The organism is Kitasatospora sp. NPDC088783 (assembly GCF_044750705.1).
Classification (GTDB): domain Bacteria; phylum Actinomycetota; class Actinomycetes; order Streptomycetales; family Streptomycetaceae; genus Kitasatospora; species Kitasatospora fiedleri.
In genome coordinates, this window is sequence record NZ_JBIVKJ010000009.1 from 66,645 (window position 1) to 80,944 (window position 14,300).

13 protein-coding genes and 1 pseudogene are annotated in these 14,300 nt (G+C 75.5%); 10 read left to right on the forward strand and 4 right to left on the reverse strand.

Features of this window, described 5'->3' with window-relative positions; all coding sequences use genetic code 11:
- Positions 1–60: 60 nt before the first annotated feature.
- The 4 genes from ACIP60_RS24445 (at position 61) to ACIP60_RS24460 (ending at position 4,838) form a co-directional block, all read left to right on the forward strand.
- A complete protein-coding gene (locus ACIP60_RS24445; protein WP_400687732.1) occupies positions 61–618 on the forward strand; it encodes a hypothetical protein in 558 nt (185 codons plus the stop codon).
- Positions 615–2,471, forward strand: coding sequence for a hypothetical protein (locus tag ACIP60_RS24450; protein WP_400687734.1), 1,857 nt, complete (start codon positions 615–617; stop codon positions 2,469–2,471). The genes ACIP60_RS24445 and ACIP60_RS24450 overlap by 4 nt, the downstream gene beginning before the upstream one ends.
- A 114-nt stretch (positions 2,472–2,585) precedes the next feature.
- Positions 2,586–3,077: a hypothetical protein gene (locus ACIP60_RS24455; RefSeq protein ID WP_400687736.1), complete on the forward strand. Its 492-nt coding sequence runs from the start codon at positions 2,586–2,588 to the stop codon at positions 3,075–3,077.
- A 738-nt stretch (positions 3,078–3,815) separates the two neighbouring features.
- Positions 3,816–4,838, forward strand: a complete 1,023-nt coding sequence (locus ACIP60_RS24460) for a sporulation protein (RefSeq protein WP_400687738.1) — start codon at positions 3,816–3,818, stop codon at positions 4,836–4,838.
- A gap of 34 nt (positions 4,839–4,872) precedes the next feature.
- Here ACIP60_RS24460 and ACIP60_RS24465 read toward each other — a convergent pair whose 3' ends face one another.
- The 4 genes and pseudogenes from ACIP60_RS24465 to ACIP60_RS24480 form a co-directional block, all read right to left on the reverse strand.
- Positions 4,873–5,907 carry an XRE family transcriptional regulator gene (locus ACIP60_RS24465; RefSeq protein WP_400688163.1) on the reverse strand — a complete coding sequence of 345 codons (1,035 nt, stop codon included), beginning with the start codon at positions 5,905–5,907 and terminating at the stop codon, positions 4,873–4,875.
- Positions 5,908–6,024: 117 nt separating this feature from the next.
- Positions 6,025–6,243: pseudogene (locus ACIP60_RS24470) on the reverse strand (helix-turn-helix domain-containing protein); the annotation flags it as partial.
- A 358-nt stretch (positions 6,244–6,601) separates the two neighbouring features.
- The gene (locus ACIP60_RS24475; RefSeq protein ID WP_400687740.1) at positions 6,602–7,201 is read right to left on the reverse strand and encodes an HD family hydrolase; all 600 of its coding nucleotides are present in this window, start codon (positions 7,199–7,201) and stop codon (positions 6,602–6,604) included.
- A 21-nt stretch (positions 7,202–7,222) separates the two neighbouring features.
- A complete protein-coding gene (locus ACIP60_RS24480) occupies positions 7,223–8,317 on the reverse strand; it encodes an XRE family transcriptional regulator (RefSeq protein ID WP_400687742.1) in 1,095 nt (364 codons plus the stop codon).
- A 246-nt stretch (positions 8,318–8,563) separates the two neighbouring features.
- Here ACIP60_RS24480 and ACIP60_RS24485 point away from each other — a divergent pair, with 246 nt between their 5' ends.
- The 6 genes from ACIP60_RS24485 (at position 8,564) to ACIP60_RS24510 (ending at position 14,286) form a co-directional block, all read left to right on the forward strand.
- Positions 8,564–9,481: an HpcH/HpaI aldolase/citrate lyase family protein gene (locus ACIP60_RS24485; RefSeq protein ID WP_400687744.1), complete on the forward strand. Its 918-nt coding sequence runs from the start codon at positions 8,564–8,566 to the stop codon at positions 9,479–9,481.
- A gap of 2 nt (positions 9,482–9,483) precedes the next feature.
- Complete coding sequence (locus ACIP60_RS24490; RefSeq protein WP_400687746.1) at positions 9,484–10,020, forward strand: MaoC family dehydratase; 537 nt, start codon at positions 9,484–9,486, stop codon at positions 10,018–10,020.
- Positions 10,021–10,042: 22 nt separating this feature from the next.
- The gene (gene eis, locus ACIP60_RS24495; protein ID WP_400687748.1) at positions 10,043–11,215 is read left to right on the forward strand and encodes an enhanced intracellular survival protein Eis; all 1,173 of its coding nucleotides are present in this window, start codon (positions 10,043–10,045) and stop codon (positions 11,213–11,215) included.
- A gap of 100 nt (positions 11,216–11,315) precedes the next feature.
- A complete protein-coding gene (locus tag ACIP60_RS24500) occupies positions 11,316–12,221 on the forward strand; it encodes an aminoglycoside phosphotransferase family protein (RefSeq protein WP_400687750.1) in 906 nt (301 codons plus the stop codon).
- Positions 12,222–12,310: 89 nt separating this feature from the next.
- A complete protein-coding gene (locus ACIP60_RS24505; RefSeq protein WP_400687752.1) occupies positions 12,311–13,153 on the forward strand; it encodes a hypothetical protein in 843 nt (280 codons plus the stop codon).
- 89 nt (positions 13,154–13,242) lie between these two features.
- Positions 13,243–14,286: an Ldh family oxidoreductase gene (locus ACIP60_RS24510; protein ID WP_400687754.1), complete on the forward strand. Its 1,044-nt coding sequence runs from the start codon at positions 13,243–13,245 to the stop codon at positions 14,284–14,286.
- Positions 14,287–14,300: the final 14 nt, after the last annotated feature.

Sequence of the window (14,300 nt, forward strand, 5' to 3'; positions counted from 1 at the left end):
CCACAGCCCTGGACAGCCGGCCCCGTCCTCGCACCCCGCCCCGCCGAAAGGTGTTCCTGAATGTCCCAGCAGGACTTCGTGTTCGTCGCCGACCACCGTCCGCTCGCCGAAGCCGCCCGGGAGATCGCCCGCGCCGTCGGCGCCCGGGTGGACCCGGAGCACTCCCGCCCGCAGCGGGTCTCGCTCGTGCTCAGCAGCTCCTCCCCCGGGCCCGAGGTCGAGGTCAGGTGCCACGTCGAGGCCAACGAGTTCGCCGAGCAGGACCCGCCGCCGCAGGAGGTCAACGCCTACGACGGGTACCCCGTCCTGCTGGACGTCTGGCTTCGGCGCCGCGACGACCGGCGCCAGCAGGCCGAAGCGAAGGCCCTGTTCGAACTTCTGGCACGGGCCAGCCCGACGCCGACCCTCCTGGTGCAGGAGCTGGGCCTGCTCCTCGCCGCCCACCTCCCCGCCCGGGGGGTCCACGAGTTCCCCCCCGACACCACGGTGGACGCCGAGGACCGGGGCGTCTGGGGAGACTGGGTGGTGCCGGTTCGCGTCGGTCGGCCGGACCGGGCCACCAGCCGGACAGTCGCACCGCCGTGCGCGTCGGACGCCGACCGGGAGGAGCGGTGGTGACTGCCGCCCGGCTCGCGCCCGCGCCGCCCGCCCGCACCGCCGCCACCCTGCACCCGGCCGGGGCGGGCACCCCGCTCGACCTGGCAGGCCTGCCCGCCGACGATCCCTCCGTCCTTCTGGTACGGCGCCTCGCCGGCGCGGCCCGGCTGCGCTCGGTCGGCCAGCACCCCTCCCTCCTCACCCCGTTCGAGCTCTACGACCGCCACGGGGTGCACCGCACCGGGCTGGTGGTCCTCTACGCCCTGGCCGGGCACGTCCGGCGCGCGGACATCGGCGCCCGCCGAGGGGCGCTCGAACGCGCCGAGGTCCTCGACGCGCACGCCAGGGTGCTGCTGCGGCTGCTGGCCGCCGGGCCGAGCACCGCCCGCCTCGCGCTGGTCCTCGGGATCTCCCTCCCGGCGGCCCGTGAGCGGATCGCGCAGCTCATGGAGACCCTCGGGGTGCAGCGCCGCCACCAGGCCGCCGCCGTAGGGGCCCTGGCCGGCATCGTCACCGCCGACGACGTCCGCCCCGCCGCCGAACCGCCGGCCGACGCAACCCTCCCCGCCTGGGCAGACGGCCAGGAGGCGTCGGCGCTGCTGAAGGAGCTGGGGCGCGGCCGGGCCCTGGCCGTCGTCCCTCACCCCGGGCAGCAGCACCTGGTCGAAGCCGTCGTCGCGGCCACCCGCCCCGGCCGGGTGCTGGTCGTGGCCTCCGGCGACGCGGAGTGGGCCCACACCGCGGCCCGGTGGCGGGCCACCGGGCCCCAGGGCGTGCCGGTGGTCGCGGTGCTGGACACCGCCGACCGCACCCGGCCCGCCGTACGCGCGCTGCGCGTCGGGGCGCCGCTGTCCGTCGGCGCCGACAGCGCCCCCCGCCAACTCGCCGACCGCCGACCGCTGATCGCCGTCGCCACCCCCGCCGGGGCCGCTGCCCTCGCCCAGGCGCACGAACGCTGCGCCGGGGTCGGCGTGTGGGACCTGCTCGTCGACCTCAACCCCCTCACCCCCGGCAGCGGGCACGCGCACACCGGGCGGATCCCGGCGTGGTCCCGGCTGACGGTGAGCGCGATCGAGGACGCGGCCACCGCGGACCGGCTGCGCCGCACCCAGCTCACCGAGCACGTCCCCCACCCGGTGCTGCTGCGCGCCACGCCCCGTCACCTGGCCGCCGCCGGAGCCTGCCGCCCGCACCGGCTGATCGCCGCCGCCCCACCTCGCCGGGGCAGCACCCCGCGGCAGAGCCTGCACCTGCTGCTCGCCGACCTCGCCGTGCGGTACAGGCTGCGCCGGATCCTGCTGCTGTGCTCCAGCCCCCCGGCCGCCGCCGACGCGCTCACCGGCTTCGGCACCGCACCGGGGCCCCGGGAGTCCGGTCGGCCGGCCACCTGGTGGGCGGAGCCGGTGCCCGTCGACGCCGACCGAAGGGCCCGGGTGCTGCAGCAGTTCGCCGACGGCAGGCGGGAGCTGCTCGTGCTGGCGACACCCGGCCCGCTGCCCGGCGTCACGGCGGACGCAGTCGTCCACCTCGCCCCCCGACTGGCCACCGCGCACACCCTCGACGTCCTCGGCCACGCGCTTGCCGCCGGACCCCAGGACGCCCGCCTGCTGCTCGTCGCCCCCGTGTTCACCGCCCCGGCCGCGCCGCCGGTCGTCGACCACCTCGACTCGCTCTCCCGCGCCGTCGCCGCGCTCGACCCCGACCACCGCGAAGCCCTGCGCAGGGCCCGCCGCCTGGGCCGTTACACCGGCCAAGAGCCATGGCTCGAACACGCCACCACGGTCCCCGCGGCGATCCGAGGCGTGCTGGCCCGCGCCGCGGCCTGGGCGGACACCACGTTGACCCAAGCCGAGCACCGGCCGGTGATGACGTGAGCGATCGAGCCAGAAGCCCGCCAGCGGCGCCCGGACCACCGAGCCGAGGACACCCGGCCGCCGCAGGCCCGGCCCTCGCCCACCGCAGAGCACCCGACGAGACGAGATACCCGCATGAACCTGCCCCACCGGTCCGCCAGCAAGTACTGCCCGCACCGCCTGTGCCTCCCCTTCCACACCGCCGCCCTCACCGCCATGGCCGCGGCCACCGTCCGCGCCCTGCTCGACCTCCACGGATGGGGACCGACCATCGTCACGCTCGCCGCCGCCGTCGTGGCCGTACCGCTCCTGACCGCACTCGCCCTGCGGATCAACAGCCGCCAGGCCGGCGGCGGGAGCAACCCCGTGCAGGTCCACAACGGCTGGGCACGCGCCGCGCTCTGGGTGGACACGCTCTACCTCGCCGCGGCCGTGCTGCTCGCCGCCCGGCCGCACCCCGCGGCCGGTGCCCCGGGCGCGACCCGGCAGGGCCTGGCCCACGCCGGGACCACTCTCGGGCTCTCCCTCCTGGTCGTCGTCGGGCTGGCGGCCCTGTGGGGCGGTGTCCACCTCGCGGCGACCCGGACCTCCCGCACCGTGACGAAGCCGGCCGGCCAGCCGTCCTGACCCACCGTCCCGGGTGGGCGCGCCGAGGCGAGCGTCCTCGGCGCGCCCACCCGGGCCCCGCCCGATCACCCGTCCCGCGACCGACCTTCTGCGAGCTGATCATGAGCGAACGCTCCACACCCCGCCCTCCACACGTCCGCTCCGCACCGTTCGGCAGCCGACCCAAGAACCGCCGACCGCGATCCACCGCACGCCGGACACCGCACGGGTGCAGCAGGCGAGCGGCCCGGATCGAGGTCGGTTGAGATGCCGCAGTCATCGTCGGGCCCGCGGGCGCCGCACTCCAGCCCTGCCTCGGCCCGTCCGGGCCAGGAGGCCGTGCCCGCCCGATCGGGGCGAGCACGCGGAGGCGACGCTCGCGCGGGTCGGGCGCGCCAGTTGTCCGGTGGCCGGTCTCCATCCGAGAGCGCGGGCAACGCGCGCCTTGGCGCGCTGGTCGACGAAACGGGCCTCTCACGTGCGGAGGTGGCCCGCAGGATCAACGCCAAGTCGCCCGCAGCAGGCCGGCGCAGCGTCTACGACCACACACACGTCCGCCGCTGGATCGAGGGGACGGCTCCGAAGAGCGAGGCCGTCGCGCTGAGGATCGTGGAAGTTCTGGGGGAACTGCTCGGTCGTGTTGTCACCCTTGAGGATGCCGGACTCGGCAAGGCGCCCCCGTCGACGGCCAGGGTCGGATTGGATTTCCCCGAGGACCGCCGAGCCGCCCTCGCGGGCGCCGAAACATGCTGGAGCACCGTGCACCGTCGTGAATTCCTCCGTCTGCCCGGCGCCGCGGCGTTCACCACGCCGACGGTGCGCTGGCTGGCCCGGCCCGCTGACGATCCCGAGGCCCAGAGCGGCGGCGTGCGGGTGGGCCAGCGCGACGTCGAGCGGCTGTGGGCCGTCTCGGCCGAAGCCCAGAAGTGGGACTCCCGGCACGGCGGTGGCGACTGGCGCTCCAGCCAGGTTCTGGCCTGCCTGCAGGGCGCGGCCCCGCTGCTGCGCGGCACCTACAGCGCCGGGACGGGCCAGGCGCTCCACGCCGCACTGGCCGAGATGTCCCGGGTTGTGGGCTGGGCGGCCATGGACGCCGGCCACCGTGGGGCCGCGGACCCGCTGCTGGTCCAGTCGCTGCGGCTGGCCCGGGCCTCCGGCGACATCGAGATGGGCAGCTACGTCCTGGCCACGATGGCGCTCTCCGCCATGCTGGCCGGCCGGGCCGCGGAGGCCGTGGAGATGGCGTCGGCCGCCTACGAGCGCGGACGCGGCCACGCCGCACCCCGAGTGCTGGCGTTCGCCAAGCTGGCCGAGGCCCGCGCCCGCGCGAAGCTGGCCGACGGTACCGGTGCCGGTGCGGCGCTGGCCCGGTGCGAGAGCCTGCTGTCCGGCATCCGACCGGGCAGCTACGACCCTCCGTGGATCGCCTACATGGGGTGGGAGAGATGCGCGACGGACAGTGTGGAGATCCACCGCGACCTGGGGCTGACCCGGGTCGCGCGCGGCTGGGCTGAGCCGGCCGAGGTCATGCCGGTGGACCGTTTCACCAGAGCGGTCGGCATCCGGGCAGCCGTGCTGGCGAGTACCTACGCGATCGACGGCGAACTCGAACCCGCGGTCGCCGGCGGGCACCGGGCGGTGGGCGTCCTCACCGCGGTGCGCTCGCCGCGAGCCCACTCCTACCTGCACGACCTGGTGGCGCGGCTGGAGCCGTGGAGGGACGACGTGCGGGTGCGCGACCTGGCGCACCGCGTGCGAGTGGAACTTCCTTCACCAGCCTGACCCTGCCGCCGGCGCGCCCGGGCCGGGTGCGCCGTCAGCAGGCGATACCGATCCGCCGGGCGAGTTCCCGCGCGCCGGATGTGGGCATGGGCGCGTACACCAGCGCGGTGACCATCGAGCGCAGGGCCGGGCGCCGGACCTCCTCGGGGGCGACGCGTTCCACGAACTGGAGCGCGGCCAGGGTGCGGGGGCCGTCGCCGAGGGCGTGCCACATGCGGGCGGTGTCGGTGCCCAGGCGGGCGCGGCGTTCGGCGGTCGGCAGAACAGCGGGGTCGATGCGGGCGGCGTAGCGCACGGCGAGGTCGGGGTGGCCGAGGGCGGTGTGGATGCCGATCCGGTAGAGGTCGGCCTGTGCGGGGGTGGCGTCGACGGTGTACAGCTGCTGGGGCGGAAGACCGGTGGGCAGGCGGTCAACGGCTTCGGCAGCGCCGGTCATCAGGTCGTGGGCGCTGGAGGCGTCGTGGTTGCACGCGGCGGTGTAGGCGGCGGTCATCCACAAGGTGGCGGCGACCGCGCGGGCGGCGGGCCCGGGGCGGGTGTCGAGATCGTCGGCGGTGCGGCGCAGCAGGTCGACGGCGGCGGCGGGGCGGCCGGCGCGGCGCATGGTGATGGCCAGTACGCGGACGGCTTCGCCGACGACGGCCGGTTCGCCGCTGAGCTGGGCGGCCTGCACAGCCCGGTCGGCGGTCGCCCAGGCCAGGTCGCTGTGGGTCTTGGCGGCGAGTTCGGTGGCCAGGACGTAGCCGCGGGCGGTGGCCGCGTTCGCGAGTTCGCGCTCCCGTCCGGTGCAGGAGCCGCGCAGGGCCTCGGCTGCGGCGATCAGGTCCGGCAGTGCTGTCCCGAGTTCGTGGTAGGCGGCGGTGGTGAAGCGGGCGCGGGCGGCGGCCAGGGAGCGCTGGAGCGCTGTGAGGGGCAGCTGCTGGGGCACCGGCGGTGTGAACAGCAGGCGTTCGATGTCGGGGGTGGCGTCGTAGGGCTCGCTCTCGCGGCCTGCGGCTGCGGCGGTGCGCGGCAGGGCGAGCGCGGCGCCGGCGGCGACGGCTCCGGTGAACAGGGTCCTGCGGCGCATGGCGTCGTCCTCCTCGTGCCTCGCCCTGCCCGCCACCATAGCGCCGGACGAAGCCAGTGTGGCGCGATGAGCCACCAACAGCCCTGCGAGGCTGGTGAGTCCGAGCGCGTCGAGATCGAGCGCCAGTACGGTCGTGATGCGTTCGAGCGATTCGAGTGGGGGCTGCAGCCGGCCGGCTTCGATCCGGCTGATGGCCGATGCCGAGTACCCGCACTCGGAGCCGAGTTCGGCCTGAGTCCACCTCAGAGCGGCCCGGGCAGCGCGCATCGCTGCTCCCAGCAGGCGGTATTCCCCGGTTGCGGCAGCCATCGGCGCACCTCCAACTCGCCTTCGCATCAAGGCTACTGGCGTCCGGATGGGTATGGGCCGAATCACAGGATTTGCGGGCTGCGCACACGGCGTGCGGGGTGGGCCGCCGACACTTTCCGGCGCTCTCGGGTCGGCGCTTCCATGAGGGCGGGCACCCGTTCCCGGCGCTACAGCGCGTGGAAAGAAGTGGAGTCAGTCAGTCCGGAAGTGCGGGAAAGAGCCCCCGAAAGCGCCCTGGTGGCACCGGATCGTTCGGTGTGTTCTTGTCCCCCGGCCGCGGAGCACCGAGGCCGGGCCCATCGTGCAGGTCCGTGAAGGAGGAGGTCCGATGCCCGTGCTCGCCCGTGCCGCTCTGTTCGCCGCACTCTTCCCGGCCGAAGGCGGGTCAGTTCGCGGCCGGCGTGCCGAGCAGGGTGTGCTGCCACTGCGCCGGGTCCATGGCGATCGCGGCGTCCGCCAGGCGGCGTGCGGAGTCGGTGACCAGAGCGGCCCGGCACCGCTCGGCCTTGTCACCGCTGGGGTAGCCGACGGCCTGGTACTCCAGGGCCCGCAGGAGGCAGTCCAGTTTGTCGGCGTCCCGGGCGCATACGGCCTCCGGGCTCTCGCCGGCCTCGAACTCCTCGACGGCCGCGGCCACCATGGCCTGGAGGGCCGGGTGGGTGCCGAAGACCTGGTCGGCGATCACCTTGCGCGGATCGGCCGTGCTGACGTAGCGGCGGGTGATCGGCGTCTGGTCGCCGAGCCGGGTCTCGGGGACGTCGTGGTACGTGCACAGCAGGGTGGTGCGCGCGGGGTCGGCGCCCTCCAGTACGGCCAGCACGGGGCCGATGACGGCCGTGCGGTGGCTGTGCTCGGCGACGGTCTCGGGATCGGGGATGAGGTCGTAGCGCCAGCCGGTACGGGGCAGAGCTCGCAGGGTGCCTGTCTCGAAGAGGAAGGCGACCGCGGCGGCGCTCTCGGAGTCGGTCAGCTCGGTTCGGTTCACGGTGGTGCTCCTGGCGGTGTGTCAGTTCATCTGCTGGAGACGGTAGTGGACACGCCCCAGGTCGCGCCGCGATACCGGGGACAGGGTGGCGGCGTCGAGCAGCTCGGTTCCCCGGCCGTGCAGGTGCCGGGCGGCGGCGGGGTCGGCCTGCGGCAGCCACGGGTGGAGGTCGAGCAGGGTCGTGAGGGAGTGCACGTACAAATCAACGGTGCCGGGCGCGTCGTGGAGCGAGCCGACCAGCTGCTGGAACAGGTGCAGCGGGTTCCAGGCGGCCGGGTCGGGCTGGTGCAGGAAGCCGTCGTCGCTCTGGTCGGCGGGCATGGAGCCCAGCCAGTACGCCCAGTAGGACAGGTTCGCGAGTTCGCTGTGCTGGTCGCCGTCCAGCGTGGCGACGAAGTCGTGCAGGAGTTCGGGGTCGCCCTGGCGGGCGGCGACCGTCGCGGCGGTGCGCGCCTCGATCCAGCGGGGCGTGTACCCGCGCAGCGCCAAGGCCGGGCGCATGGTGCGCAGTGCCTGCTCGGCCCATTCCTCGGCGTCGTCCGCCGGGTCGTAGGAGGCGAGGTAGAGGCTCTGCCGGCGCAGGAGCTGTCCGCGTTCCCCCGCCCGGACGGCCAACTCGGCGGTTCGGCGCAGGTGGGTGAAGAAGTCCGCCCGGTCGGCGGCCGCGAGCTGGGGGCCGGCGGGGGCAGGGCCGCGGCGCGGCCGGGCGGCGGCGGCGAGCAGGGCGGGCGGGGTGATACCGCGTACCGCCCAGGCAAGCAGTTGCGCGGTCTCGCGGGACTGCACCCAGCCCGCGAGGGGGTGTCCGGTCGGGTCGCCCGGTGGGCGCAGAACGGCGGTGAGGATCCGGTCAGCGTCCAGCGCGGCGTCGAGCCAGCCGAACAGGGTGCTGTCGGCGCCGAGCAGGACGAGGGTGCGGCGCAGCCGCAGCAGGTCCGCGGCGCGGACGTTGCCCAGCGGTCGGCGCCCGCTCTCCCAGCCCTGGAGGGTGCCGAGGTCGACGCCCAGGTCCTCGGCAAGGCCGGTCTGCGGCCGGGGGATGCTCTCGCGCAGCAGCCGCAGGAGGAACCCCGAGACCGTACCGATCTCCGACCGGTCCCCGATCCCCATCTCCATCCCCGCCTCCCCGTTCCTGCGTACGAGGGGAAAACCCGTACCGGCAGTGAGTCTTCCTCAAAAGGTGGTTCTTCTAGGCTAGTTCGGCGAGCCGGGCTCCAGCGTCCGCTCGGGGTATCGGCGGGGAGATCCGGCGCGCCGCCGATCCGCCGCACACCGGCCGCCTTCCGCTCCCGTGCCGCACCACCGGGCCGGGACGTACGTGCGCACCGGCCGAACCGTTCGATTGTTCGAGAGGAGATCGACATGCAGTTGTCGTTGGACCGGGCACGCCCCGCGCCGCCCGCGGCCGCCGGACCCGGTGCCCAGACCTGGCTGGTGACCCCCGGCATCACGCCCACGCGGTTCGCCTCGGCCGTCGGCTCCGGTGCCGAGGCGGTACTGCTCGACCTGGAGGACTCGGTGCCGGCCGAAGCCAAGGCCGGTGCGCGGGAGTCGGTCCTCACCTTCGCCGGCCGGTGCCCGCCGAGGGGCGCAGGGCCGCTGCTGGGCGTGCGGATCAACTCGGTGGACACCCCCGAGGGGTTGCGGGACCTCACCGCGATGGCCGACCGGGGTCTGTGGCCGGACCTGGTCGTGGTACCCAAGGTGGAGTCGGGCGACGTCGTGGCGAGCGTGGTGCAGTCCGTCCACGCCGCAAGGGCGGCCACGCGGGTGTGGGCGCTGATCGAATCCCCGCGGGCGGTCCTAGCCCTGCCCGACATCGTGCGGACGCCGGGCCTGGCGGGGGTGCTGTTCGGCGCCGCGGACTACGCGGCGGCGGCCGGGTGCCGCATCACGCCCCGGGCGATGTGGTATCCGCGCTCGCAGCTCGTCACCGCGGCCGCCGCCGCCGGGATCCCGGCGGTGGACTCGCCGCACTTCTCCCCCGACCCCGGCGAACTGAGGCGGGAGACGCTGGAGGCGGTCGAACTGGGCTTCGCGGGCAAGGTCGCCGTCCACCCGCGCCAGCTGCCCGTCATCGCGCAGGCGTTCGCCCCGAGCCCGCAGGAGCTGGAGACGGCCAGGGCAGTGCTCGCCGCGGCCACAGGGGCCGGCGGGCGCATCACCACGGTGGGCGGCGCGATGGTGGGGCCGCCGCTCGTCGAAGCCGCCCGCGCGGTTGTCCGCCGGGCCGAACGCGTCGCCGGCCTCACCGCCATCCCGACCACGGAAGCGAGCTGACGATGCAGCAGGCACAGAGGGTTCCTGCCGGGTTCCGGCCGGTGGAGGACGGGCGGATCAGGGAGGTCGTCGGCCTGGGCCTGGACGACCTCGTCCCCGGTCTGGCCATCGAGCACCGGCCGGCGCGCACGGTGACGGAGACCGAACACGTGCAGGTCCTCGCGCTGATGGGCAACGAGGCACCGATCCACTCCGACACCGAGTACTGCCGCCGCACCGGCCACCCGTGCGTCCTGGTGTGCGGGATGCTCACCCTCAACATCGTGCTCGGCATGACGGTGCGCACCACCAGCGGCATGACCTCCGGCAACCTCGCCCTGGACGAGGTCAGGTGGAAGACGCCCGTCCACGTCGGCGACACCCTGTCCGCGCGGAGCACCGTCCTGGCCGCCCGCCGCTCCAGCAGCCGCCTCGACCAGGGCATCGTCACCTGCCGGGTCGAGGGGTTCAACCAGCACGGCGAGGTGGTCGTCACCGGCACCCGGACCTTCTTCGTCCCCGCCGACCCGGCTGCCCACCGCGACGCCACCGGCTACTAGAAGTAAGAGGGGACAGCGGAGCATGGACGTGGAGTTCACCGAGGCCGACGACGGCCAGTGGGAGCAGTACGGGGCGCTGGCCTGCCGGGCGTACGGCCAGCCGGTGCCGGACATCGAGCGCCTGGGCCCGTACGCCGACCGGCGCGTGGCGGTGCGAGCGGGCCGGGTGGTGGCCGGGGGCCTGGGCCTGCTGGTGCCGCAGCACTTCGGCGGCCGGCCGGTGCCCGCGGCGAGCCTGGGCTGCGGCTGCGTCGCCCCGGAGGAACGCGGCGGCCGCCTCGCGGCCCGGCTCGTCGAGGAGCGGGTGCGCGCTCTCCAGGAGCAGGGCGCGGTGCTGGCCACGCTGTGGACCGCCTCCACCGGCTACGTGCGCCGGCTGGGGTGGCAGGCCCCGGCGCAGGTGTTCTCCTGGGCGGTGCCGACCGCCGCCCTCAAGCAGGCCGCCGCGGACACCATGGAGATCACCCACGGCGACACCGGGCAGCTCGCCCGACTGCGCGACCGCCTGGCCGGGCAGTGGAACGGGACCTGGCAGCGCCCGCCGTGGTGGGGAGCCTGGCAGCGGGAGCAGCACCCGGGCCTGGAGACCTACGCCTTCGCCGCCCCGGGGCGGGAGCCGACCGGAGTGCTGGCGCTGGCCACCGAGCGCACCCCTGCCGGGCGGCAGCTGGTCGTCCACGACTTCTGGGCCGCCGACGCCGACGCCGCCGACGCGATGCTCGCCTTCCTCGGCCGCCACCACGGCCGCATCCCCACCACCCGCTTCGAGCGGACCGGCCTGCCGCCCGGTCCGCTGCTGCAGCACCGCCTCGCCAACGCCGGCACGGCGGCGGCCACGTCCTGGCACCCCTGGATGCTGCGCGTCCTGGACCCGGTGCGCGCCGTCGCACTGCGCGGCTGGCCCGAGCACCTGGACGAGGAGTTCGTGCTCGACCTCGCCGACCCGGACCGCGCCGGCACCGCCCGGTACACCCTGAGGGTCGGCGGCGGCCGTGCCGAACTGGCCCCCGGCTCCAGCGGTGCCCGTGACGCGGACATCACCCTGACCTCGGGGCAGTTCGCTCTCTGGTACGCGGGCGGCTACCGCAGCCCGGCCGCCGCCGCGCTGGCCGGCGTGCACGGGGAGCGCGCGGCGCTGACCCGGCTGCTGGCCGCCACCGCGGAGCGCGAGCCCTGGCTCGCCGACTACTTCTGACACACCGACACCCCGCCTGCCCCCGGGCCGTTGAACCGGGGGCAAGACGCGGACCGGACCGAAGCCCGCCTGCTCCAAGCCCTTTCGGAGAACCGCCACCATGACGCCCACCACGCCCGACAAGCCGTTCCCGCCCGAGCTGCGCGACTGGGTCGCCGGCCACCTGCCCCACCCGGCCGCGATCGAGGACCGCTCCTGGCCGCGCAGCACCTCCCGCGTGTGGCACGTGCACACCGAGGACGGCACCGGCGGCGCCTACGTGAAGATCAGTCCCAGCGCCGGCGAGTTCGAACGCGAGGTGGCCGGGTACGCCTACGCCGCCGCGCACCTGGACGACACCCAGGCCCCGCGCCTGCTGGCCGCCGACCTGGGCCTGCTGGCGATCCTCAGCACGCCGCTGCCCGGCCGCGTCGTGCGCGACCTGCCCCTGCCGGCCGCCACCGAGCAACGCCTGTACGAGGACGCCGGGCGCCTGCTGCGCCGCTGGCACGACGCCTCCCCTCCCGGCACCGGCGCCGACCGCGCCGCGGTCCGCGCCGACCTGGATGACCAGGCCCGGGAGGCCGCCGACTGCCTGGAGCCCCTCGCCCCGCACCTGGCCGCCGACCAGCTCGCCCTCATCGAGGCCGTGGCGAAGGAGCTGGTCGGCCTCGCCGAGCAGCTGCCGCTGGTCTACCGGCACGGCGACTACGAGACCCGGAACTGGCTGTACGACGAGGCCACCGGCCGCCACGGCCTGATCGACTTCTCCACGGCCGCGCACGGCGTCGCCGCCGCCGAGTTCGTGTGGCTGTTCGGCGCCGTCTGGGCCGAGCGGCCGGAGCTGCGCGACGCGTACTTCACCGGCTACGGGCGCCCGCTGACGGGCGACGAGGAGCGGCTGCTGCAGCTGCTGACCGTCCGTCTCGGCGCTTCCTACCTGCGCAACGGCCTGATCAAGCAGCGCGAGGACCTCATCGCGCGCGGCCACCTCGTCCTCGACCGGATGGCCGCCCACCGGCCGTAGCCTGCGGCCGTGCGCGGGCCCGCCCCGAGCGCGGGCCCGCGCACCCTCCCGACCGTCCTTCCGCCGCACCCCGGACAAGGAGTGTCCCGATGGCCCTCGCCCCCGATCTGCCCGGCCTCGCCGCGCCCACCGGGTGGAGCGGCGTCCCGCAGCCGCTGCGCGCCGCCGTCGAAGCGGTCGCCGGCCCGGTCCTCGCCGCCGCCGAGGTCCCGGCCGGCCGCACCGCCCGGCTGCGCCTGGTCCTGGACGTGCCCGGCCGGAGGGTGTTCCTCAAGGCCACCCCCATCTCCCACCGCCACGCACCCACCCTGGACGTCGAGGCGAACATCGCGCCCGCCGTCCGCTTCTTCTCCCCGAGCCTGCTGCACCACGGCACCGCCGGCGGCTGGCGGTGGCTGCTGTTCGAGCACGTGCCCGGCCGGTGCGCCGACCTGTCCGAGGGCTCGGCCGACCTGGATGCCGCCGCCCGCGCCCTTCGGCACCTCGCACGCCTGCCGGCCCCCGGTGCCGCCGTGCTGCGGGCCGATGAGCGCTGGGCGCACCTCGGCGCCGGCCTGGATCTCGGCCTGCTGGCCGGGGACCGGCTCGTGCACACCGACCTGAACCCGGGCAACATCCTCATCCGGAGCGACGGCGGCGCCGTCCTGCTGGACTGGGCCCGGCCCGGGCGGGGTGCCGGCTGGCTCAGCTCCGGTTTCCTGCTCGCCCAGGTCGTCGACGCGGGCACCCGCCCGGCCGACGCCGAGGCTTGGGCGAGCCGGGCGCTGCCGGGCTGGGCCGCCGCGCCCGCCGCCGCGGCCGACACCTTCGTCACCGCTCTCACCCGGCGCCGCGCCGAGCAGGCCGCTACCTGCCTGCCCGGCCGCCGCGCCGAGCGGGAGGGCCAACTGCGCTCCGCCATGGCCTGGTACCGCTGGCGCACCCGCACCTGACACCCGACCAACTCGCTCCGTCCCTCTGCCGACCGGTGCCCGCCACGGGCCCGGTCCCCTCCTTCGCCATGCCGTCGAACGGGAGAGCCATGCCCAACGCCGCCCCCTCCAACCGCAGCCCCGCCCCCGCCGAACCGCCGGGTGTGCGGGTGCCGATCGCCGACCTCGCGGACCTGATGGTGCGAGGGTGCGCGGCCGCGGGCGTCCCCGACAGCGCCGGGCGCCGCGTGGCCGAGCACTTCCTGACCGGGGAGCTGCGCGGCAAGTCCTCCCACGGGCTGGCGAAGTTCGCCTTCGAGTCCCGCTTCTTCCCCCAGCGGCAGGCAGCGCCCGAAGTGGTGCGCGAGCGCGGCGTGTTCGCGGTGGTCGACGCGCACCGCGAGATCGGGCCGCTCAGCGCCGACTTCGCCGTCGCCACCGCTGTCGAACGGGCCCGCCGCTTCGGCGTCGGCCTGGTCGGGATGATCAACACCCAGCGCTACGGCATCCTTGCCGCGTTCACCGAGGCCATCGCCGCCCACGGCATGATCGGCATCGCCGCCAACACCTCCCGGCCCGAGGCCCTCGCGACCGGCGGCCGCACCCCCCTCCTCGGAGTCAACCCGCTCTCCTACGCCCTGCCCACCCTCGGCGAGCCGCTGGGCGCGGACATGTCCACCACCCTCGCCCCGATGGGCGTGCTGTGGGAGCACCGACGCACCGGCCGGCCGCTGCCCGAGCGGTGCTTCGTCGACGCGGAGGGCAACGCCACCCGCGATGCCGACGCCGCCCGCTCCGCGATCGTCTTCGGCGGCCACCGCGGCTTCGCGCTGTCCGTCCTCCTGCAGGCCCTGACCGGCTCCCTGTTCGGCTTCCCCATGGGAGCGGACGTCCTCGACACCTGGACCACCGGCTACGCCTTCGTCGCCATCGACCCCTCCTTCGCCGACCCGAACGGCCACGCGGCCGCCGCGAACAGCCGCCTGGCCGACCAGCTGCGCGCCGCCGCGGCCGCCGACGGCACCTGGCGCCTGCCCGGCGAACGGGGCCGCGCCCGCGAAGCCGCCACCCGCAAGGCCGGCACCCTCTCCGTTCCCGAGCCACTCCTTGTCCGCCTGCGCGCCCGCGCCGCCGGCGACTTCTCCTCCGACTGACCCCCAGGAGCCCT